16 protein-coding genes and 1 pseudogene are annotated in these 20,346 nt (G+C 60.5%); 13 read left to right on the top strand and 4 right to left on the bottom strand.

Features of this window, described 5'->3' with window-relative positions:
* Window positions 1–93: 93 nt before the first annotated feature.
* A complete protein-coding gene (locus tag PCPL58_RS04720; RefSeq protein ID WP_065348915.1) occupies window positions 94–2,271 on the top strand; it encodes a malate synthase G in 2,178 nt (725 codons plus the stop codon).
* A gap of 65 nt (window positions 2,272–2,336) precedes the next feature.
* On the opposite strand, the gene PCPL58_RS04715 is transcribed toward PCPL58_RS04720, so the two are convergent.
* On the bottom strand, window positions 2,337–2,783 hold the full coding sequence (locus tag PCPL58_RS04715) for a response regulator (protein ID WP_003372457.1): 447 nt from the start codon (window positions 2,781–2,783) through the stop codon (window positions 2,337–2,339).
* Window positions 2,784–3,015: 232 nt separating this feature from the next.
* Between PCPL58_RS04715 and PCPL58_RS04710 the strand changes: the two genes are divergently transcribed.
* Window positions 3,016–4,950: a putative nucleotidyltransferase substrate binding domain-containing protein gene (locus PCPL58_RS04710; RefSeq protein ID WP_065350997.1), complete on the top strand. Its 1,935-nt coding sequence runs from the start codon at window positions 3,016–3,018 to the stop codon at window positions 4,948–4,950.
* On the top strand, window positions 4,947–5,660 hold the full coding sequence (locus PCPL58_RS04705) for a 3'-5' exonuclease (protein ID WP_065348914.1): 714 nt from the start codon (window positions 4,947–4,949) through the stop codon (window positions 5,658–5,660). The genes PCPL58_RS04710 and PCPL58_RS04705 overlap by 4 nt, the downstream gene beginning before the upstream one ends.
* Before the next feature lie 25 nt (window positions 5,661–5,685).
* Here the strand turns inward: PCPL58_RS04705 and PCPL58_RS04700 are convergent, their stop codons facing one another.
* Window positions 5,686–5,988, bottom strand: coding sequence for a cell division protein ZapA (locus PCPL58_RS04700; protein WP_003316170.1), 303 nt, complete (start codon window positions 5,986–5,988; stop codon window positions 5,686–5,688).
* On the bottom strand, window positions 5,985–6,218 hold the full coding sequence (locus PCPL58_RS04695; protein ID WP_003316169.1) for a hypothetical protein: 234 nt from the start codon (window positions 6,216–6,218) through the stop codon (window positions 5,985–5,987). The genes PCPL58_RS04700 and PCPL58_RS04695 overlap by 4 nt, the downstream gene beginning before the upstream one ends.
* Before the next feature lie 421 nt (window positions 6,219–6,639).
* Here PCPL58_RS04695 and PCPL58_RS32560 point away from each other — a divergent pair.
* Together PCPL58_RS32560 and PCPL58_RS32555 are read left to right on the top strand one after the other, a co-directional pair.
* Window positions 6,640–7,410: pseudogene (locus PCPL58_RS32560) on the top strand (MCP four helix bundle domain-containing protein); the annotation flags it as partial.
* Entirely contained in the window at window positions 7,393–8,265 is an 873-nt protein-coding gene (locus tag PCPL58_RS32555) for a methyl-accepting chemotaxis protein (RefSeq protein ID WP_404944133.1), read from the top strand. The pseudogene PCPL58_RS32560 and the gene PCPL58_RS32555, both read left to right, overlap by 18 nt.
* Before the next feature lie 266 nt (window positions 8,266–8,531).
* Here PCPL58_RS32555 and gbdR read toward each other — a convergent pair whose 3' ends face one another.
* Window positions 8,532–9,635, bottom strand: coding sequence for a choline metabolism transcriptional regulator GbdR (gbdR, locus tag PCPL58_RS04685; RefSeq protein ID WP_003432573.1), 1,104 nt, complete (start codon window positions 9,633–9,635; stop codon window positions 8,532–8,534).
* A gap of 781 nt (window positions 9,636–10,416) precedes the next feature.
* Here gbdR and PCPL58_RS04680 point away from each other — a divergent pair.
* From PCPL58_RS04680 to PCPL58_RS04645, 8 genes are all read left to right on the top strand, one after another.
* A complete protein-coding gene (locus PCPL58_RS04680; protein ID WP_065348913.1) occupies window positions 10,417–11,364 on the top strand; it encodes a choline ABC transporter substrate-binding protein in 948 nt (315 codons plus the stop codon).
* Between the two features lie 64 nt (window positions 11,365–11,428).
* Window positions 11,429–12,277, top strand: a complete 849-nt coding sequence (gene choW / locus PCPL58_RS04675) for a choline ABC transporter permease subunit (protein ID WP_170846044.1) — start codon at window positions 11,429–11,431, stop codon at window positions 12,275–12,277.
* Window positions 12,274–13,452 carry a choline ABC transporter ATP-binding protein gene (choV, locus tag PCPL58_RS04670; protein ID WP_044309129.1) on the top strand — a complete coding sequence of 393 codons (1,179 nt, stop codon included), beginning with the start codon at window positions 12,274–12,276 and terminating at the stop codon, window positions 13,450–13,452. Before choW ends, choV begins: the two co-directional genes overlap by 4 nt.
* A 255-nt stretch (window positions 13,453–13,707) precedes the next feature.
* Window positions 13,708–14,961 (top strand): serine hydroxymethyltransferase, encoded by a 1,254-nt coding sequence (glyA, locus tag PCPL58_RS04665; RefSeq protein WP_003432565.1) that lies wholly within the window; start codon window positions 13,708–13,710, stop codon window positions 14,959–14,961.
* A 17-nt stretch (window positions 14,962–14,978) separates the two neighbouring features.
* Window positions 14,979–16,229: a sarcosine oxidase subunit beta family protein gene (locus tag PCPL58_RS04660; RefSeq protein ID WP_003411874.1), complete on the top strand. Its 1,251-nt coding sequence runs from the start codon at window positions 14,979–14,981 to the stop codon at window positions 16,227–16,229.
* Window positions 16,230–16,244: 15 nt separating this feature from the next.
* The gene (locus PCPL58_RS04655; RefSeq protein ID WP_003372476.1) at window positions 16,245–16,541 is read left to right on the top strand and encodes a sarcosine oxidase subunit delta; all 297 of its coding nucleotides are present in this window, start codon (window positions 16,245–16,247) and stop codon (window positions 16,539–16,541) included.
* Complete coding sequence (locus PCPL58_RS04650) at window positions 16,538–19,558, top strand: sarcosine oxidase subunit alpha (RefSeq protein ID WP_065348912.1); 3,021 nt, start codon at window positions 16,538–16,540, stop codon at window positions 19,556–19,558. Before PCPL58_RS04655 ends, PCPL58_RS04650 begins: the two co-directional genes overlap by 4 nt.
* Before the next feature lie 50 nt (window positions 19,559–19,608).
* Window positions 19,609–20,241, top strand: coding sequence for a sarcosine oxidase subunit gamma (locus PCPL58_RS04645; protein WP_058396378.1), 633 nt, complete (start codon window positions 19,609–19,611; stop codon window positions 20,239–20,241).
* The last annotated feature ends 105 nt before the right edge of the window (window positions 20,242–20,346 follow it).

The raw sequence follows: 20,346 nt of genomic DNA, 5'->3' as shown, positions 1-20,346 counted from the left end.
GTATCCCGAATTGCGCACTACATGACACCAAAATCAATAACAGAGCGCTCCCCGAGTGTGCTCGACCCTGCTGAGCAGAGTGAGGCAAGTGCAATGACTGAGTACGTTCAAGTCGGTGACCTGCAAGTCGCCAGAGTCCTGTTCGACTTCGTGCAGAACGAAGCCACCCCCGGAACCGGCGTCGACGCCACTGCGTTCTGGGCCGGTGCGGACCAACTGATCCACGACCTTGCGCCAAAGAACAAGGCACTGCTCGCCAAACGTGATGAGTTACAGGCGAAAATCGACGCCTGGCACCAGTCGCATGCCGGGCAGGCTCACGACGCCTCGGCCTACAAAGCCTTCCTTCAGGAGATCGGTTACCTGCTGCCAGAAGCAGCGGACTTCCAGATCACCACGCAAAACGTCGATGAAGAAATCGCCACCATGGCCGGCCCGCAGCTGGTCGTGCCGGTGATGAACGCCCGGTTTGCGCTGAATGCGTCGAACGCCCGCTGGGGTTCGCTGTATGACGCGCTCTATGGCACCGACGCCATCAGCGAAGAAGGCGGCGCGGAAAAGGGTAAAGGCTACAACAAGGTGCGTGGCGACAAGGTGATCGCGTTCGCTCGTGCCTTTCTTGATCAGGCTGCGCCTCTGGCAGCTGGTTCACATGCAGACTCGACGGCTTACAAACTGATCGACGGCAAGCTGGTCGTCAGTCTCAAGGGTGGCAGCAATACCGGCCTGCACGATGACGCCCAACTGGTCGGTTTTCAAGGCGATGCCCTGGCACCGTTTGCCTTGCTGCTCAAGCACAACGGCCTGCACTTCGAACTGCAGATCGACGCCGCCAGCCCGGTCGGGCAGACCGATCCGGCAGGCGTGAAAGACATTCTCATGGAAGCGGCGCTGACCACCATCATGGACTGCGAAGACTCCATCGCCGCCGTCGATGCCGACGACAAAGTGGTTGTCTACCGCAACTGGCTGGGCCTGATGAAGGGTGATCTGGCCGAATCGGTGTCCAAGGGCGGTGAAACCTTTACCCGCACCATGAACCCGGACCGCGTCTACACCACGCCAGAGGGCGGCGAAGTCACGCTGCATGGTCGCTCGCTGTTATTCATTCGCAACGTGGGTCACCTGATGACCATCGATGCGATACTCGACAAGCATGGCAACGAAGTGCCGGAAGGCATTCTCGATGGCCTGCTGACCAGCCTTGCAGCCATCCATAACCTCAACGGCAGCACCTCGCGCAGCAACAGCCGCAGCGGCTCGATGTACATCGTCAAACCGAAGATGCACGGCCCGGAGGAAGCTGCATTCACCAACGAACTGTTCGGGCGCATCGAGCAGGTACTGGGTTTGCCGCGTAACACCTTGAAGGTCGGGATCATGGACGAGGAGCGCCGTACCACGGTCAACCTCAAGGCCTGCATTGAGGCCGCCAGCGAGCGCGTGGTGTTCATCAATACCGGCTTCCTCGACCGCACCGGTGACGAAATCCATACCTCCATGGAAGCAGGCCCGGTGGTGCGCAAGGCGCAGATGAAAGCCGAGAAGTGGATCGCTGCCTACGAGAACTCCAACGTCGACATCGGCCTGAAATGCGGCCTGCAAGGTCGCGCACAGATCGGCAAAGGCATGTGGGCCATGCCGGACCTGATGGCCGCCATGCTGGAGCAGAAAATCGCTCATCCACTGGCGGGTGCGAACACCGCCTGGGTTCCCTCACCTACGGCAGCCGCGCTGCACGCCCTGCACTATCACAAGGTCGACGTGTTCGCCCGTCAGGCCGAACTGGCGCAGCGCGAGCAAGCCTCGGTGGATGACATTCTGACCATTCCGCTGGCACCGAATACTGACTGGACGCCGGAAGAAATCCAGAACGAACTGGACAACAATGCGCAGGGCATTCTTGGCTATGTCGTGCGCTGGATCGATCAGGGAGTGGGGTGTTCGAAAGTGCCGGACATCAATGACATCGGCCTGATGGAAGACCGCGCCACGCTGCGCATCTCCAGCCAGCACATGGCCAACTGGCTGCGTCACGGCGTTGTCAGCGAAGCTCAGGTCCTGGAAAGCCTCAAGCGCATGGCACCGGTGGTGGATCGCCAGAACGCCAACGACCCGCTGTATCGCCCTCTGGCACCCGACTTCGACAGTAACATCGCCTTCCAGGCGGCGGTCGAGCTGGTCATCGAAGGCACCCGGCAGCCCAACGGCTACACCGAGCCGGTATTGCACCGTCGCCGCAGGGAGTTCAAGGCCATCAACGGCCTGTAACTCGCCGCCCGGGCAATTGCAGGTTCTGGTCCTTGCCGGGCCAGAACCTGCAAGGGCTCACTGCCTCAACTTATCCCCAATTCCCGCTTGACCAGCTTCACCAACTGCTTGGTATTGAGCGGTTTGAGAAGGAAGTCCACCACGTTCAGGTGCATGGCATCGATGGCATCGCGCACGTTGGCGTCGCCGGACACGATGATGATCGGCAGCTCGGCCCGATCCGACTCACGAACCTTGCGAATCAGATCCAGCCCGTCAAAAGGAGCCATCCGCAAGTCGGTGATCAGCAGTCCGATGGACTGACGCGTGTGGATCATCTGCAGCGCAGTATCGCCACCGGGCGCAGTCATGCAACTGATGTCATTGAGGCTTAGAATTTCGGCCAGCAGCTCTCGCGCGTCGCTGTCGTCATCGACGATCAGGACCCGTTGCGGGGCGTCGCGGGCGGGCGTGAGCATGACCTCATGGAGGGCATCGCGCTCATCGTCGCTCAGAATATCGTGGTCAATCATTGCAGTCTCATCATTCCCTGAACTAATCCGACAGCAGATACGGGTCAATCTGCGATGCATTTCGTCGGCATCCCGGCCAGTCTCCGCTCGCAATCCATTGCGCTCGTCAAATCAGTTATGTCGCAACCAGCACGACCTGTGTCACTGGGTTCAAGGTAAGACTTACGTCCAATGGGCACCTGGCTGCAAGCGGCCGACCATGAGCACCAATAACAAGAACGCGGAACAGGCCATGAGCAAGGCAGATGCTTTCACCCAGGCAGGCAAGACAGCCGTGCTGCAGAACATACACGGCACCATGCAGTTTCTGCAAAAATTCCCGCCGTTCAATCAGATGGAAAACGCTCACCTGGCCTATCTGGTCGAGCAGTGCCAGCTGCGCTTCTACGCTGCCGGTGAAAGCATCATCAAGCCTGGCGACGGACCGGTGGAGCACTTTTACATCGTCAAACAGGGTCGGATCGTCGGCGAGCGTCCGCATTCTGCCAAAGGCGGTACGGAAACGACATTTGAAATAACCACGGGTGAGTGTTTTCCGCTCGCCGCCCTGCTCGGCGAGCGTGCTACCCGCACCGAGCATCTGGCTGCCGAGGACACCTTCTGCCTGCAATTGAACAAGCAAGCGTTCATCAAGCTGTTCGCGCTCTCCACAACCTTTCGCGACTTTGCCCTGCGCGGCGTCAGCAGCCTGCTGGATCAAGTCAATCAGCAGGTCCAGCAGCGCGCCGTCGAAACCCTCGGCACGCAATACTCTCTGAACACCCGGCTGGGTGAACTTGCCATGCGCCATCCGGTGATGTGCAGCCCGGAAACGCCCATGCGCGACGCCGTGAAGCTGATGCATGAGCAGCAGGTAGGCAGCATCGTGATTGTCGACGAGCGGCAGGCGCCGCTGGGTATCTTTACCCTGCGCGACCTGCGTGAGGCGGTTGCCGATGTGAATGCCGACTTCAGCGCGCCGGTCAGGCACACCATGAGTCTGTCACCGTTCCACCTTAGCCCGGACGCCAGTGCGTTCGACGCCGCCATCGCCATGACCGGACGCCATATCGCCCACGTGTGCCTGGTCCGGGACGGGCGGTTGTGCGGCGTGGTGTCGGAGCGGGATCTGTTTTCCCTGCAACGGGTCGACCTGGTGCACCTGGCGCGGACCATTCGCAACGCGCCACGCATCGAAGCGCTCACCGGCTTGCGCGGCGATATCGTCCGGCTGGTCGATCGCATGCTTGCCCACGGCGCGTCTTCGACGCAGATAACCCAGATCATCACCCTGCTAAACGATCACACCGTATGCCGGGTGATCGAGCTGACACTTGCAGAGAGAGGCGACCCTGGCATTGCGTTCAGCTGGCTGTGTTTTGGCAGCGAAGGCCGTCGCGAGCAGACGCTGCATACCGATCAGGACAACGCCATTTTGTTCGAAGCGCGCGATGCCGCAGAGGCAGAGCAGATTCGCAAAGTACTGCTGCCAATTGCCGAACGCATCAACCAGAGCCTGGCGCAATGTGGATTTACCCTGTGCAAGGGCAACATCATGGCCGGCAATCCCGACCTGTGTCTGTCGCAACTTGAATGGTCACAGCGTTTCTCGACATTTATTCGCGAGGCGACGCCGGAGAACCTGCTGGCCTCGAGTATCTATTTCGATCTGCGCGTGGTCTGGGGTGATGAAAGCGGCGGCGAGCAACTGCGCCGCGGCATTCTTGATCAGGTCGCAGACAACCGGCTGTTCCAGCGCATGATGGCCGAGAATGCGCTGCGCCAGCGTCCGCCGGTGGGTCGTTTCAAGGATTTCGTGCTGGCCCGCAAAGGCAGTGAAAAGGACACCCTGGACCTCAAGGTCGAAGGCCTGACGCCCTTCGTCGACGGGGCGCGCCTGCTGGCACTGGCCAACGGTATCGGCGTGAGCAACACGCTGGAACGCCTGCGCCAACTGGTCGAGCGCGAAGTCATCGACCCGCTCGACGGTGCTGCGTATGAGGAGGCCTATCACTTCATTCAGCAGACCCGCATGCAGCAACATCAGCTGCAGAGTCGCCAGAATCTGGCTTATTCCAACCGCATCGACCCCGACACACTCAACCATCTGGACCGGCGCATTCTGCGCGAATCGTTTCGCCAGGCGCAGCGATTGCAAACCAGCCTGACCCTGCGTTATCAACTATGAATCTGTTCGAATGGCTCAAGCCACGGCCGAAAAAGACGCCTTTGCATGCACATCAACTGGAGCGCCTCGAACGACTGCCGGTGTGCGCGAACCTCAGCGGCACACCGCTGCATGAACAGCGCTGGGTCGTGCTGGATCTGGAAACCAGCGGCCTGAACATGAACCGTGATCAGGTGCTGTCCATGGGTGCGGTGGTGATTGAAGACGGCGCCATCGATCTGGGCCAGCAGTTCGAGCGCACGCTGTTGCGCGTCGACCACAAGATCAGCCCCGCCGTTCTGATTCATGGGCTGGCGCCCAGTGCGATTGCCGCAGGCAGTGAGCCGGTCGAGGCTTTGCTGGACTTCATGGAGTTCGTCGGTGACAGCCCGATCCTCGGCTTTCACGCGCCATTCGATCAGCACATGCTGTCGCGTGCCTTGAAGGAAAGCCTGGGCTATCGCTTGCAGCATCCGTTTTTCGACGCTGCCGAAATAGCTCCGATGCTCTGCGAGCACGCCAACCTGCGTCATGCCGGGCTGGATGACTGGACCCGTTTCTTTGGTCTGCACGCCGAAGAGCGTCACCACGCCAGCGCTGATGCGCTGGTCACCGCAGAACTGGCGCTGATCCTGTTCAGCCATGCACGTCGCCAGCAGATCGACAGCCCCTTGCGGCTGGAGGAAGCACTCGGGCAATGGCGCAGACGCAGACAGTCGCATTCTTTCTGACTGCGACTGCGTCAGCGCCTCACATTCAGTTCGGGGCGATGGTCTTGGCGATCACATCCACCGTCGCTTCGACCTGCTCCCGGTAGCGCTTGAGCTCGACCTTGTGCAATTGCTCAAGCTCGATCTGCTGCGAACAAAGGTTCAGCGCAGCAAGGACCAGCAGACGGTCACCGATCAACGTCGGGTATTTGCGCTTGGTGTCGGCCAGCGACGCATTAAGCATCGCGGCGGCCTTCATGAGGGTCAGGTCTTCGCCAGCCGGCGCCTTGACCGAGTACTCATTGCCCAGAATAGTGAGGACGGTTACACCGCTGCCATCGACGTTCATGCGCCGACAGCACTTGCGCTGGTCGCGCGATCAACCAGTGCCTGGATGCGCGCGGCAGTGCTGCCATGCTTCTCTTCCTGCTCCATCAGACTCAGTTGCAAGTTCTCGTTCTCGTCCTTGGCTTTTGCCAGCTCGGCACCGAGCTGTGCATTTGTTTCCTGAAGGGCCTGGTTCTGCTGCACCAGATCGCCGACAAGTTGTTCCAATTGGCTAAGGGAGGCTTCCAACATTTTGATTTCTCGAGCAAATTTCAACGGGCGCGTACGATAAAGAAAAGTCGCTGCGCATACCAGCGCTCAGGCTTCGATACCGCTCTGTCATGACATCGACATGTCGATAACGTAGACGCGTAGGGGGCTTGTGACTGCGTATTCGGTATCCGGTTCCTGCTGTTCGTCAGACTGCCTGAAACTGCGACAAATGCGCGCAGCCAATGGGCAGACTGCCATCGCAGAAAAAGCCCCCGCCCCGTCTTTTCAAGGGGTTGCGCCCGATCCGCGAGAGAAATGAAGAATTCGTCACGATTAAGTCACAGGCGATACGTGCCTATTAACTCAAGACTTCAGTCGCACGTCCGATAGGCACCCCACTCACGGCTTTATCCCCGTCTCTAAATCGCATGGAACGCGTAAATGACCCTGGAAGCTTTCTATGTCCCTGCGAAATATGAACATCGCGCCCCGAGCGTTTCTTGGATTTGCCATGATCGGCACCCTCATGCTGATTCTGGGCGTCTTTGCACTGTCACAGATGAGCAAGATCCGCGGCGCCACCGAGGTGCTGGCCGACAGCAACGTGCCCAGCATCAAGAGCCTCGATCGCTTCGCTGAAGTCAGTATTCGTCTGCGGGTATTGTCCTACCGATTGCTGGTCAATCGCGATCCGGAAACCCAGCAGAAAACCATCGAACTGATGGCGATGCGCAACAAGCAGATCACTGACGCTCAGACCGTTTACGAAAAGCTGATCAGCGCGCCCGAAGAGCGCAACCTCTATAGCCAGTACGTGCAGTTGCTGGGGCAGTATCGCCAGCTTGAGGATCGTCTGAAGACGCTGAGCCGTGCGAACAACATCGACCAATTGCAGGAGTTGCTCAACAACGAAATGGTCAGCAACTCCGACCAGATGAACGTTGTGCTGCGCAAACTGGTGGAGATCAATACGGCACAGTTGAATGAGGTCAAGGAACAGGCCTCCAGCGAGTACGACTCGGCATTCAATATGGTGATCGGACTGCTGATCGCCGCAACCCTGCTGACCCTAGTGTTTGCCTGGATGCTGATCAAGAGCATTACCACACCGATTGCCACCGCACTGCTTGCAGCAGAGACCATCGCGCAAGGCAATCTGACCCGGCCGATCAGTATCGATGGCACCGATGAAGCCGGTCGTCTGCTGCTGGCCATGAAAACCATGCAGGACAAGCTGCGCGATACCTTGCAGGGTATTTCCGGCTCGGCCACGCAACTGGCCTCGGCAGCCGAAGAGCTGAATGCTGTCACTGACGAAAGCGCACGCGGGCTGGTGCAGCAAAATGATGAAATAGAACAGGCAGCCACTGCGGTCAACCAGATGACCAGTGCCGTGGAAGAAGTTGCGCGCAACGCCACCAGCACCTCGCAGGCCTCGCGCAGCGCGGCCACCTCTGCGGGCGATGGCCGCGACCTGGTTCAGGAAACCGTCAGCGCCATCGAACGCATGAGTGGCGACGTGCAAGGCACTGCCGAGCTGATCATCAGCCTAGCCAATGAATCGCGCGATATCGGCAAGGTGCTCGACGTGATTCGCGGCCTGGCCGACCAGACCAACCTGCTGGCATTGAACGCCGCCATCGAAGCCGCGCGCGCCGGTGAAGCAGGACGTGGCTTTGCCGTCGTCGCCGACGAAGTCCGTGCCCTGGCCCATCGCACCCAGCAATCGACCAGCGAAATCGAACGCATGATCAGCAGTATTCAGACCGGCACGGAACAGGCCGTCAGCTCGATGCGCAACAGCACCGAACGCGCCGAATCGACCCTGAACATCGCCAAGGGCGCGGGCCAGGCATTGAACACCATCAACAGCGCCGTGGAGGAAATCAACGAACGCAACATGGTCATCGCCAGCGCCGCCGAAGAACAGGCACAGGTCGCCCGCGAAGTGGACCGCAACCTGGTCAACATCCGCGACCTCTCGGCACAATCCACCAACGGCGCCAACCAGACCAGCGCAGCCAGCACCGAGCTGTCACGACTGGCAATCGACCTCAACGGCATGGTGGCGCGCTTCGCGCTTTGATTGCAGGCAGGTACCTGACTCTCGTGCCAATGCTCCGTGTTGGCACGCCTTTCTGGACGCTCGCGTCCTCTTGCGACGCAGAGCGTCGGGAACCGCATTCCCACGCTGGAGCGTGAGGAACGATGCTCTCGACTATCGTGCGGCGCAGAGCGTCGGGAACCGCATTCCCATGCTGGAGCGTGCGGAACGATGCTCTCGACTATCGTGCGGCGCTCTGCGTCGCATGCCTTTCTGGACGCTCTGCGTCCTCTTGCGAAGCAGGGCGGTTAAAGCCTCACACTCGCAAACGTCGACTCATTACGCGCCTGACTCAAGGCCGACATCGGCCCGGACAACGGGGCGAGCACCAAGGCCTGCGGGATTGGCATCATGGCAACCTGCTGTGCGGTGTTGGACCCTACGCGCTCGTCACGCGGCGGGATGCCGAAGTATTCGCGGTAGCATTTGGAGAAGTGCGGCGTCGACACGAAGCCGCACACCGACGCCACTTCGATGATCGACATCGGGGTCTGCTTGAGCAGTTGTCGGGCGCGAATCAGGCGCAGTTTCAGATAGTAGCGCGAAGGCGAACAATGCAGGTATTTCTGGAACAACCGCTCCAGCTGCCTGCGTGAAACGGCGACATACACAGCCAGTTCGTCAAGATCGATCGGCTCCTCGAGATTGGCTTCCATCAGCGCCACGATTTCCTGCAGCTTCGGCTGATTGGTACCGAGCATGTGCTTGAGCGGCACGCGCTGATGGTCCTGTTCGTTGCGAATGCGCTCGTAGACGAACATCTCGGAAATGGCTGCCGACAACTCGCGCCCATGATCACGACTGATCAGGTGCAGCATCATGTCCAGTGGTGCGGTGCCGCCCGAGCTGGTGAAACGGTTGCGGTCCAGCGTGAACAGCCGGGTGCTCATCGACACCCGTGGAAAGGCTTCCTGCATCGAAGCCAGACATTCCCAATGCACGCTGCACTCGAAACCATCCAGCAGGCCCGCGCACGCCAGCGCCCAACTGCCGGTGCACACCGCGCCCAGACGACGCGACTGACGTGCCTGGCTCTGTAGCCAACTGACGTGTTCACGCGTGACGGAGCGTTGAATACCGACACCGCCGCAGACGATAACCGTGTCGAGCAAAGGAGCCTTGTGCATTGCCGCATCCGGCGTGATCTGCAGACCATCGCTGGCCCAGACCTGTCCGCCGTCGACACTCAGCGTGGTCCAGCGATACAGCTCGCGGCCCGACAACTGATTGGCCATGCGAAGGGGTTCTACCGCCGATGCGAGGGAGATCAGGGTGAAGTTATCCAGCAGCAGAAAGCCGATGGACTGTGGCGCGCGGTTCTGGGGTTGAGTCCCTTGATTGAACGATGTCATCACACTATCTCCTCTCATATGGCAATGGTTGGCCCCAGAACAGGCTCTTCTTGTAGCCCTCGTCATTGCAGGGCCTGGTGATGACATCGCAAATCCCATGCCGGAAATTGATCGCTCATTCAAGAACACCTGAAAACGACGTCGCGAAGCGTCTAACCGGCTGCGACCCTCGTACCTGTCAGCGACGCCAAGGCCGCCGCAGGCGCAGTTCGATGAGCAGTTCGGTAGCACTTGGCGGAAACGACCAAGGGGCCTTCGCACGCCAAGTGCTACTCAAGGCACATCCCGATAAAACCCTGCCGAGGGCAGGCGTTCGCGCTAAAAAGTGGCGGCCTGCAGGGCGCGTGATCGAAAAGCGCGCAGCCGCCCAAAATGGCATGCGACCGGGCATGACCACTGCCGGATCTGACCCGATAATGAACTTGTCGGCGTTACCCCCCTCCAAAAGACCGCGTTCGCGCAGGCACCGACCTGCCAACCGACCGCTGCCGAACTGCGCAGCGACTGTGTAACGTACTGGCCGTTTTTTCGCAGTTCCGACACTGCAACCGGGCGTGCGTACGATGCAACGAATCTGTAAGCGACCTTGCGCGCACTGGATACGACGCCTCCTGCACTGGATACGACGCCCCCTGTAGGCGTTTGATTTTCCCTGTTACATGATCGGTTCCGACTCGATCGCCCGGCGCAGTGATGGAGCTTCGCGAAAAGCCTCGCCAACCCATAAGCCGCGTCAGCGTTCACCTGCTGATGACCAGAAGAAACTCACAGGAGTCCACCCATGAAAGGTTCCAAATCGTTGCTGTTGGCCGCCACGCTCTGTATGCCGGTGCTCGCTCAGGCAGCCGAGCCAGAGGCCTGTCATACGGTCAACTTCTCCGACGTAGGCTGGACTGACATTACCGTCACTACTGCGGTAACCAGCGCCGTACTCGAGTCACTGGGTTACAAGACCAAGACCACCATGATTTCCGTACCGGTGACCTACAAGTCGCTGGCTGACGGGAAGAACATGGACGTGTTCCTCGGCAACTGGATGCCGACCATGGAAAACGACATCAAGCCCTATCGCGAAGCAGGGACCGTCGAAACCGTGCGTGCCAATCTGGAGAACGCCAAGTACACCCTGGCTGTCCCGGAAGCGCTCTATAACAAAGGCCTGCATGACTTCGCCGACATCGCCAAATTCAAGAAGGAACTGGGTGGCAAGATCTACGGGATCGAGCCTGGCAACGACGGCAATCGCCTGATCCAGAGCATGATCGACAAGAACGCCTTCGGCCTGAAAGATGCAGGCTTCAAGGTTGTTGAATCCAGCGAAGCCGCAATGCTTTCGCAGGTCGACCGCGCCGTGAAACGCAAGAACGATGTGGTGTTCCTCGGCTGGGAACCGCATCCGATGAACACTCGCTTCAAGATGAAATATCTGACTGGCGGCGATGACTTCTTCGGCCCCAACTGTGGCCAGGCGACCATCTACACCAACACCCGCAAAGGCTACAGTCAGGAGTGCAGCAACGTAGGTCAGCTGCTCAAGAATCTGTCCTTCACGCTGGACATGGAAAGCAGCCTGATGGGCAATGTGCTGGACGACAAAATGAAGCCTGATGCCGCCGCCAAGGCGTGGATCAAGAAAAACCCGCAAGTACTCGACACCTGGCTCGCAGGCGTGACCACCGTCGATGGCAAGCCAGGCCTGGAGGCAGCCAAAGCCAAGTTGACCCAGTAAGCCGACAGCAGGCGGGGCTGACCCGCCTGCTGCCCTCTTCACCTTCCGCAAGCGGACACCCGAAATCATGCTGACTGACCATAAAATCCCTCTGGGCGAGTACATCGCCGCATTTGTCGATTGGTTGACGGCCAACGGCGCCGATTACTTCGACGCGATAGCCTCGACACTGGAAATGATGATCCACGGGTTCACTTTCGCGCTGACCTGGTTCAATCCATTCGTACTGATCGGCCTTATCGCCGCCCTCGCGCACTTCATCCAGCGCAAGTGGGGCCTGACGGTTTTCGTCATCCTTTCGTTTCTGCTGATCCTCAACCTGCATTACTGGCAGGAGACCATGGAAACCCTGGCACAGGTGCTCTTCGCCACACTGGTGTGTGTCGTCATCGGCGTGCCGCTGGGCATCATTGCCGCGCACAAGCCGCTGTTCTACACCATCATCCGGCCGTTGCTCGACCTGATGCAGACCGTGCCCACCTTCGTCTATCTGATTCCGACACTCACGCTGTTCGGTCTGGGCGTGGTACCCGGTCTGATCTCGACAGTGGTTTTCGCCATTGCCGCGCCGATTCGCCTGACTTACCTGGGTATCCGTGATGTGCCTCAGGAGTTGCTGGATGCCGGCAAGGCCTTCGGCTCGTCACGCCGCCAGTTGCTGACACGCATTGAACTGCCCTACGCGATGCCCAGCATTGCAGCCGGGATTACCCAATGCATCATGCTGTCATTGTCGATGGTGGTCATCGCGGCCCTGGTCGGCGCCGACGGCCTGGGCAAGCCAGTGGTCAACGCGCTGAACACAGCCGACATCGCGCTCGGTTTCGAAGCCGGTCTGGCAATCGTATTGCTGGCCATCATGCTCGACCGCATCTGCAAACAACCCGAAGCCAAGGTAGGGTCCGACGCATGAGTATCATCAAATTCGACAAGGTAGACGTCATCTTCTCCAAGGACCCGCGTGAAGCCCTCAAGCTGCTCGACGAAGGCCTCACGCGTGACCAGATCCTCAAGAAAACCGGACAGATCGTCGGCGTCGAGAACGCCAGCCTGGATATCGAGAAGGGCGAAATCTGCGTGCTGATGGGCCTGTCGGGCTCCGGCAAATCCAGCCTGTTGCGCTGTATCAACGGTCTCAATACCGTCAGCCGTGGCTCGCTGTTCGTCGAGCATGAAGGCTCACAGATCAACATCGCCAACTGCAGCGCGGCCGAACTGAAAATGATGCGCACCAAGCGCATTGCCATGGTCTTCCAGAAATTCGCCCTGATGCCCTGGCTCACGGTGCGCGAAAACATCAGCTTTGGCCTCGAAATGCAGGGTCGCCCCGAAAAGGAACGGCGCAAGCTGGTGGATGAAAAACTCGAGCTGGTGGGCCTGACCCAGTGGCGCAACAAGAAGCCCGACGAGCTGTCTGGCGGCATGCAGCAGCGAGTGGGCCTGGCGCGGGCCTTGGCGATGGATGCCGACATCCTGCTGATGGACGAGCCGTTCTCGGCGCTCGACCCGCTGATCCGCCAGGGGTTGCAGGACGAACTGCTCGCCCTGCAAACCAAGCTGAGCAAAACCATTGTGTTCGTCAGCCACGATCTGGATGAAGCACTGAAGCTCGGCAGCCGGATCGCCATCATGAAAGACGGCCGCATCGTGCAATACAGCGTGCCAGAGCAGATCGTGCTCAATCCGGCAGACGAATACGTGCGCACCTTCGTTGCACATACCAACCCATTGAACGTGCTGTGCGGTCGCAGTCTGATGCGCACCGTCGACGAGTGCACCCACGTCAACGGTTCGGTGTGCCTGGACCCGAGCGGCGACTCATGGCTCGATCTGGCCGAAGGCAACGTGATCAAAGGCGCGCGGCAAGGTGCCACGGCCCTCGATCTGCAGAACTGGGCCCCCGGTCAGGACGTCGCCACCCTGGATCGACGCCCTACGCTTGTGCATTCCAACATTGGCATGCGCGACGCGCTGCAGATCCGCTACCAGACCGGCAACAAGCTGGTCCTGCAGGACGGCAATAAAGTGGTCGGCATTCTGGGTGATACCGAGCTGTATCACGCATTGCTGGGCAAAAACCACGGCTGACAAGGCCTGAAACCGACAAGCCCGCTCAACCGCGCTGGACTCATCCAGCCGGGAGCGGGCTTTTTTCGTCTGCAGCGTTGTCACGGGTAACTCCCTTCCGCTATTTCTGCTCCCTCCGCCGCCATGTCGTAAACGCACCTTTGTGTGGCGTCCATAGGCATTTGGCGTCTTCGGTCCGGCCCTACCATCGCTCTCAGAGGGCTCTGTCAGCCCGAACGACAAGTCAGGCGCCGCGCCGCCGCTGGGAGATCCGCGATGTTCAGCAAGCAAGACCAGATTCAGGGTTATGACGATGCACTGCTGTCGGCGATGAACGCCGAGGAGCAGCGTCAGGAAGACCATATCGAGCTGATCGCCTCGGAGAACTACACCAGCAAACGCGTGATGCAGGCGCAGGGCAGCGGCCTGACCAACAAGTACGCAGAGGGCTATCCCGGCAAGCGTTACTACGGCGGTTGCGAGCACGTCGACAAGGTCGAGCAACTGGCCATCGAACGCGCCAAACAACTGTTTGGTGCCGACTACGCCAACGTTCAGCCGCACTCCGGCAGTCAGGCCAACGCAGCGGTCTATCTGGCGCTGCTCCAGGCCGGCGATACCGTGTTGGGCATGAGCCTGGCGCACGGCGGTCACCTGACCCACGGCGCCAAGGTCAGCTTCTCGGGCAAACTCTATAACGCCGTGCAGTACGGCATCGACACCGCGACCGGGCTGATCGATTACGACGAAGTCGAGCGCATTGCCGTCGAATGCCAGCCGAAAATGATCATTGCCGGCTTTTCGGCCTACTCCAAGACCCTGGACTTCCCGCGCTTCCGCGCAATCGCCGACAAGGTGGGTGCCTACCTGTTCGTCGACATGGCGCACGTTGCCGGTCTGGTTGCCGCCGGTCTTTATCCGAATCCGTTGCCCTACGCAGACGTGGTCACCACCACGACCCACAAGACCCTGCGCGGCCCACGCGGCGGCCTGATCCTGGCCAGGGCCAACGAGGAGCTGGAAAAGAAATTCAATTCCGCCGTCTTCCCCGGTGGCCAGGGCGGCCCGCTGATGCACGTCATTGCCGCCAAGGCGGTATGTTTCAAGGAAGCCATGGAGCCCGCCTTCAAGGCCTATCAACAGCAGGTCATCGACAACGCACAAGCGATGGCGCAGGTGTTCATCGATCGGGGCTTCGATGTGGTCTCCGGCGGCACCGACAACCATCTGTTTCTGGTCAGCCTGATCCGTCAGGGCCTGACCGGCAAGGACGCAGATGCGGCGCTGGGGCGTGCGCACATTACCGTCAACAAAAACTCGGTGCCCAACGACCCGCAGTCGCCATTCGTGACGTCCGGCCTGCGCATCGGTACACCGGCCGTGACCACACGCGGCTTCAAGGTGACCCAGTGCATCGAGCTGGCAGGCTGGATCTGCGACATCCTCGACAACCTCGGTGATGCCGATGTCGAGGCTGACGTTGCCAGCCAGGTCGCCGCCCTGTGCGCCGATTTTCCGGTTTATCGCTGAGTCAGGAGTAGCCTCACATGCAGCATTACTCAGGCTTCGGCCTTCTCAAGCATTCCCTCAGCCACCATGAAAACTGGCAGCGCATGTGGCGCACGCCGACCCCGAAAAAGGTCTACGACGTGGTCATTGTCGGCGGCGGCGGGCACGGTCTGGCGACGGCCTACTATCTGGCCAAGGAGCACGGCATCACCAACGTGGCCGTGGTCGAGAAAGGCTGGCTGGGCGGCGGCAACACGGCTCGCAACACGACCATCGTGCGCTCCAATTACCTGTGGGACGAGTCTGCCCACCTGTATGAACATGCGATGAAATTGTGGGAAGGCCTGTCCCAGGACCTGAACTACAACGTCATGTTCTCCCAGCGCGGCGTCTACAACCTGTGCCACACCCTGCAGGACATGCGCGACTCCGAGCGCCGCGTCAGCGCCAACCGGCTTAACGGCGTGGACGGCGAATTACTCAACGGCCAGCAGGTCGCCGAGGAAATCCCGTACCTGGACTGCTCGAAAAACACCCGCTATCCGATCATTGGCGCAACGGTTCAGCGCCGTGGTGGCGTCGCCCGTCACGATGCGGTGGCCTGGGGCTTCGCCCGTGCGGCCGACGCGCTGGGCGTTGACCTGATTCAGCAGACCGAAGTCATCGGCTTTCGCAAGGAAAACGGCGTGTGCATCGGAGTGGAAACCAACAAGGGTTTCATCGGTGCCAAACGGGTCGGCGTGGTAACCGCCGGCAACTCCGGGCACATGGCCAAGCTGGCAGGCTTCCGTCTGCCCATCGAATCGCATCCGTTGCAGGCACTGGTCTCCGAGCCGATCAAGCCGATTATCGACAGCGTCATCATGTCCAACGCGGTACACGGCTACATCAGCCAGTCCGACAAGGGCGACCTGGTGATCGGTGCCGGCATCGACAGTTGGGTCGGCTACGGCCAGCGCGGCTCGTACCCGGTGATCGAACACACCATCCAGGCCATCGTCGAGATGTTCCCGGTACTGTCCCGCGTGCGCATGAACCGTCAATGGGGCGGCATCGTCGACACCACGCCGGACGCCTGCCCGATCATTTCCAAGACCCCGGTGCCGAACATGTTCTTCAACTGCGGCTGGGGCACAGGCGGCTTCAAGGCTACGCCGGGCTCGGGCAACGTATTTGCCGCCAGCCTGGCCAAGGGCGAGATGCACCCGCTGGCCAAGCCGTTCTCCATCGACCGTTTCCACAACGGCGCACTCATCGACGAACACGGCGCTGCAGCCGTAGCCCACTAACAGGAGAACCCGACCATGCTGCATATCTTCTGTCCTCACTGTGGCGAACTGCGCTCCGAAGAGGAATTCCACCCGTCCGGTCAGGCGCATATCCCGCGCCCGCTGGACCCCGGTGCCTGCACCGATGAGCAATGGGGCGATTACATGTTCTTTCGCGATAACCCGCGCGGCCTGCATCACGAACTGTGGATACACGCCGCCGGTTGCCGCCAGTATTTCAACATGACGCGCAATACCGTGACCTACGAGATTCTCGAGACCTATCCGATCGGTACCAGGCCGCAGTTCACGGATCAGGGAGAAAAGGTATGAGCCAGACCCATCGCCTGCCCAACGGCGGCCGCATCAACCGCAGCAAGGTGCTCAACTTTACCTTCAACGGCCAGACCTACCAGGGCTTTGAAGGCGACTCGCTGGCCTCTGCCCTACTGGCCAACGGCGTCGATATCATCGGCCGCAGCTTCAAATACTCTCGCCCGCGCGGCATCTTCGCAGCGGGTTCGGAAGAGCCCAATGCCGTGCTGCAGATCGGCGCGACCGAAGCGACGCAGATCCCCAACGTGCGTGCCACGCAACAGGCGCTCTATGCCGGACTGGTCGCGACCAGCACCAACGGCTGGCCGAGCGTGAATACCGATGTCATGGGCATTCTGGGCAAGGTCGGCGGCAAACTGATGCCGCCGGGTTTCTACTACAAAACCTTCATGTACCCGCAATCGTTCTGGATGACTTACGAAAAGTACATCCGCAAGGCTGCAGGCCTCGGTCGCTCGCCGACCGAAAACGACCCGGACAGCTACGATGCGATGAACCAGCACTGCGACGTGTTGATCGTCGGCGCAGGCCCGGCCGGTCTGGCTGCCGCGCTGGCAGCAGGTCGCAGCGGTGCCCGAGTGATCATTGCCGATGAACAGGAAGAGTTCGGCGGCAGCCTGCTCGACAGCCGTGAAAGCCTCGACGGCAAACCCGCCGCCGAGTGGGTGTCTACGGTCGTCGCCGAGCTGAAAAGCCTGCCCAACGTCACCCTGCTGCCGCGTGCCACGGTCAATGGTTACCACGATCACAACTTCCTGACCATTCATGAGCGCCTTACCGACCACCTGGGTGATCGCGCGCCGATCGGCATGGTTCGCCAGCGCATGCACCGGGTACGTGCCAAGCGTGTGGTGCTGGCCGCCGGTACTCACGAGCGTCCGCTGGTCTACGGCAACAACGATGTGCCCGGCAACATGCTGGCCGGCGCCGTATCGACTTACGTTCGTCGTTATGGCGTGGCGCCGGGCAAGAAACTGGTGCTTTCCACCAACAACGATCACGCCTATCGCGTCGCTCTGGACTGGCTCGACGCCAGTCTGCACGTGGTCGCGATTGCCGATGCACGGCATAACCCGCGCGGCCCGCTGGTTGAAGAAGCGCGGGCCAAAGGCATTCGCATCCTGACCGGCAGCGCGGTCATCGAGGCCCGTGGCAGCAAGCGTGTGACGGCTGCCCGCGTTGCCGCCATCGACGTCAAGACGCACAGCGTGACCAGCCCTGGCGAATGGCTTGAATGCGACGTGGTCGCCAGCTCCGGCGGTTACAGCCCGATCGTGCACCTGGCCTCGCACCTGGGCGGCAAGCCGGTCTGGCGCGAGGACATCCTCGGCTTCGTGCCGGGCGAAGCACCGCAGAAACGTATCTGCGTAGGCGGCGTCAACGGCGTCTACAGTCTGGCTGACAGTCTGGCCGATGGTTTCGAAGGCGGCGTGCGCGCTGCCAGTGAAGCGGGCTTCAAGGTGGTCGAAGGCGTGATGCCCAAAGCCCTCAGCCGTGCGGAAGAGCCAACGCTGGCGCTGTTTCAGGTGCCGCATGAGAAAGGCACCGCTCGGGCACCCAAGCAATTCGTCGACCTGCAGAATGATGTGACCGCAGCGGCCATCGAACTGGCAACCCGCGAGGGGTTCGAGTCGGTTGAGCACGTCAAGCGCTACACCGCGCTGGGTTTCGGCACCGATCAGGGCAAGCTGGGCAACGTCAACGGTCTGGCCATCGCCGCGCGTTCGCTGAACGTGTCGATCCCGGAAATGGGCACCACCATGTTCCGCCCCAACTACACGCCGGTGACCTTCGGCGCGATAGCCGGGCGTCATTGCAAACACATCTTCGAACCCGTGCGTTTCACTGCGCTGCACGCCTGGCATGTCAAAAACGGTGCCGAGTTCGAGGATGTCGGCCAGTGGAAACGGCCGTGGTACTTCCCGAAGAACGGCGAAGACCTGCCTGCAGCCGTCGCTCGCGAATGCAAGGCGGTGCGCGACAGCGTCGGCCTGCTGGACGCTTCGACGCTGGGCAAGATCGATATTCAAGGCCCGGATGCACGCGAGTTTCTCAACCGCATCTACACCAACGCCTGGACCAAGCTGGACGTGGGCAAGGCGCGCTACGGCCTGATGTGCAAGGAAGACGGCATGGTCTTCGATGACGGGGTCACTGCCTGTCTCGCCGACAACCACTTCCTGATGACCACCACCACGGGCGGCGCAGCGCGGGTCCTGCAATGGCTGGAAATCTATCAGCAGACCGAATGGCCGGACCTGAAAGTGTATTTCACCTCAGTGACCGATCACTGGGCGACTCTGACGCTGTCCGGCCCCAACAGCCGCAAGCTGCTCAGCGAAGTCACCGATATCGATCTGGGCCGTGAAGCCTTCCCGTTCATGACCTGGAAGGAAGGTCTGGTCGCCGGTGTGCCAGCTCGCGTATTCCGTATCTCGTTTACCGGTGAGCTGTCCTACGAGGTCAACATTCAGGCCGACTACGCCATGGGCGTTCTGGAAAAGATCGCCGAGGCAGGCAAGCAGTACAAACTGACGCCTTACGGCACCGAGACCATGCACGTACTGCGCGCAGAGAAAGGTTTCATCATCGTCGGTCAGGACACCGACGGCTCGATGACGCCCGACGACCTGAACATGGGTTGGTGTGTCGGTCGTACCAAGCCGTTCTCCTGGATCGGCTGGCGCGGCATGAATCGCGAAGACTGCGTGCGTGAACAGCGCAAGCAACTGGTCGGCCTCAAGCCGGTGGACCCTGCCAAATGGTTGCCGGAAGGTGCGCAACTGGTGTTCGACACCAAACAGACGATCCCGATGAGCATGGTCGGCCACGTGACCTCCAGTTACGCGCACAACTCGCTGGGCTATTCGTTCGCGATGGGCGTGGTCAAAGGCGGTCTGGCGCGCATGGGAGAGCGGGTCTTCGCGCCTCTGGCCGATGGCAGCGTGATCGAAGCCGAGATCGTTTCTTCGGTGTTCTTCGATCCGAAGGGCGAGCGGCAGAACGTCGAGTAGTCCACGGTGAGCCGATCATCCGCAGCACACAGAATTCAAGCAGGTGAATCATGAGCACAGCCAACGTTTACCAGCAGCGCCCGACCACCGACGTCAAAGCCGAGTCGCCGCTGTTCCACGCAAACCTCGACAGCCTGATTGGCAAGGGGCGCGCCAGCCCGGGGGTTTTCCTGCGCGAGAAAAAGCTGCTGGGCCATCTGACGATTCGTGGCAATGCCCACGATCCGGCCTTCGCCGCAGGCGTACACAAGGCGCTGGGCATGGAGCTGCCCGCCGCACTGATGCTGGTCATCAGTGGCGAAAGCTCGCTGCAATGGCTTGGCCCGGATGAGTGGCTGCTGATTGTGCCGAGCGGCGAAGAGTTCGCGGCAGAACAGAAGTTGCGTGACGAACTGAGCGGGCAACACATCGCCATCGTCAATGTCAGCGGCGGGCAATCGATTCTAGAACTGAGCGGGCCGAAGGTGCGCCAGGTACTGATGAAGTCCACCAGCTACGACGTGCACCCGGACAACTTCCCGGTGGGCAAGGCAGTCGGCACCGTGTTCGCCAAGTCGCAACTGGTGATCCGCCGGACCGGTGAAGACACCTGGGAGCTGCTGGTCCGCCGCAGCTTCTCGGATTACTGGTGGCTGTGGTTGCAGGATGCGAGTGCCGAGTACGGGCTGAGCATTCAGGCGTGAAGCGCCGGGAACCGGGGCTGAAACCGTAGCGTCGGTCTCAATGAAGACTCTTGGATTATCGTTCCCACGCTCCGCGTGGGAACGCAGTTCCGGACGCTCAGCGTC

It is taken from the genome of Pseudomonas cerasi (assembly GCF_900074915.1).
Classification (GTDB): Bacteria; Pseudomonadota; Gammaproteobacteria; order Pseudomonadales; family Pseudomonadaceae; genus Aquipseudomonas; species Aquipseudomonas cerasi.
The sequence above is the reverse complement of the archived record's forward strand: the minus strand, read 5'-3'. Positions and strand labels throughout refer to the sequence as shown.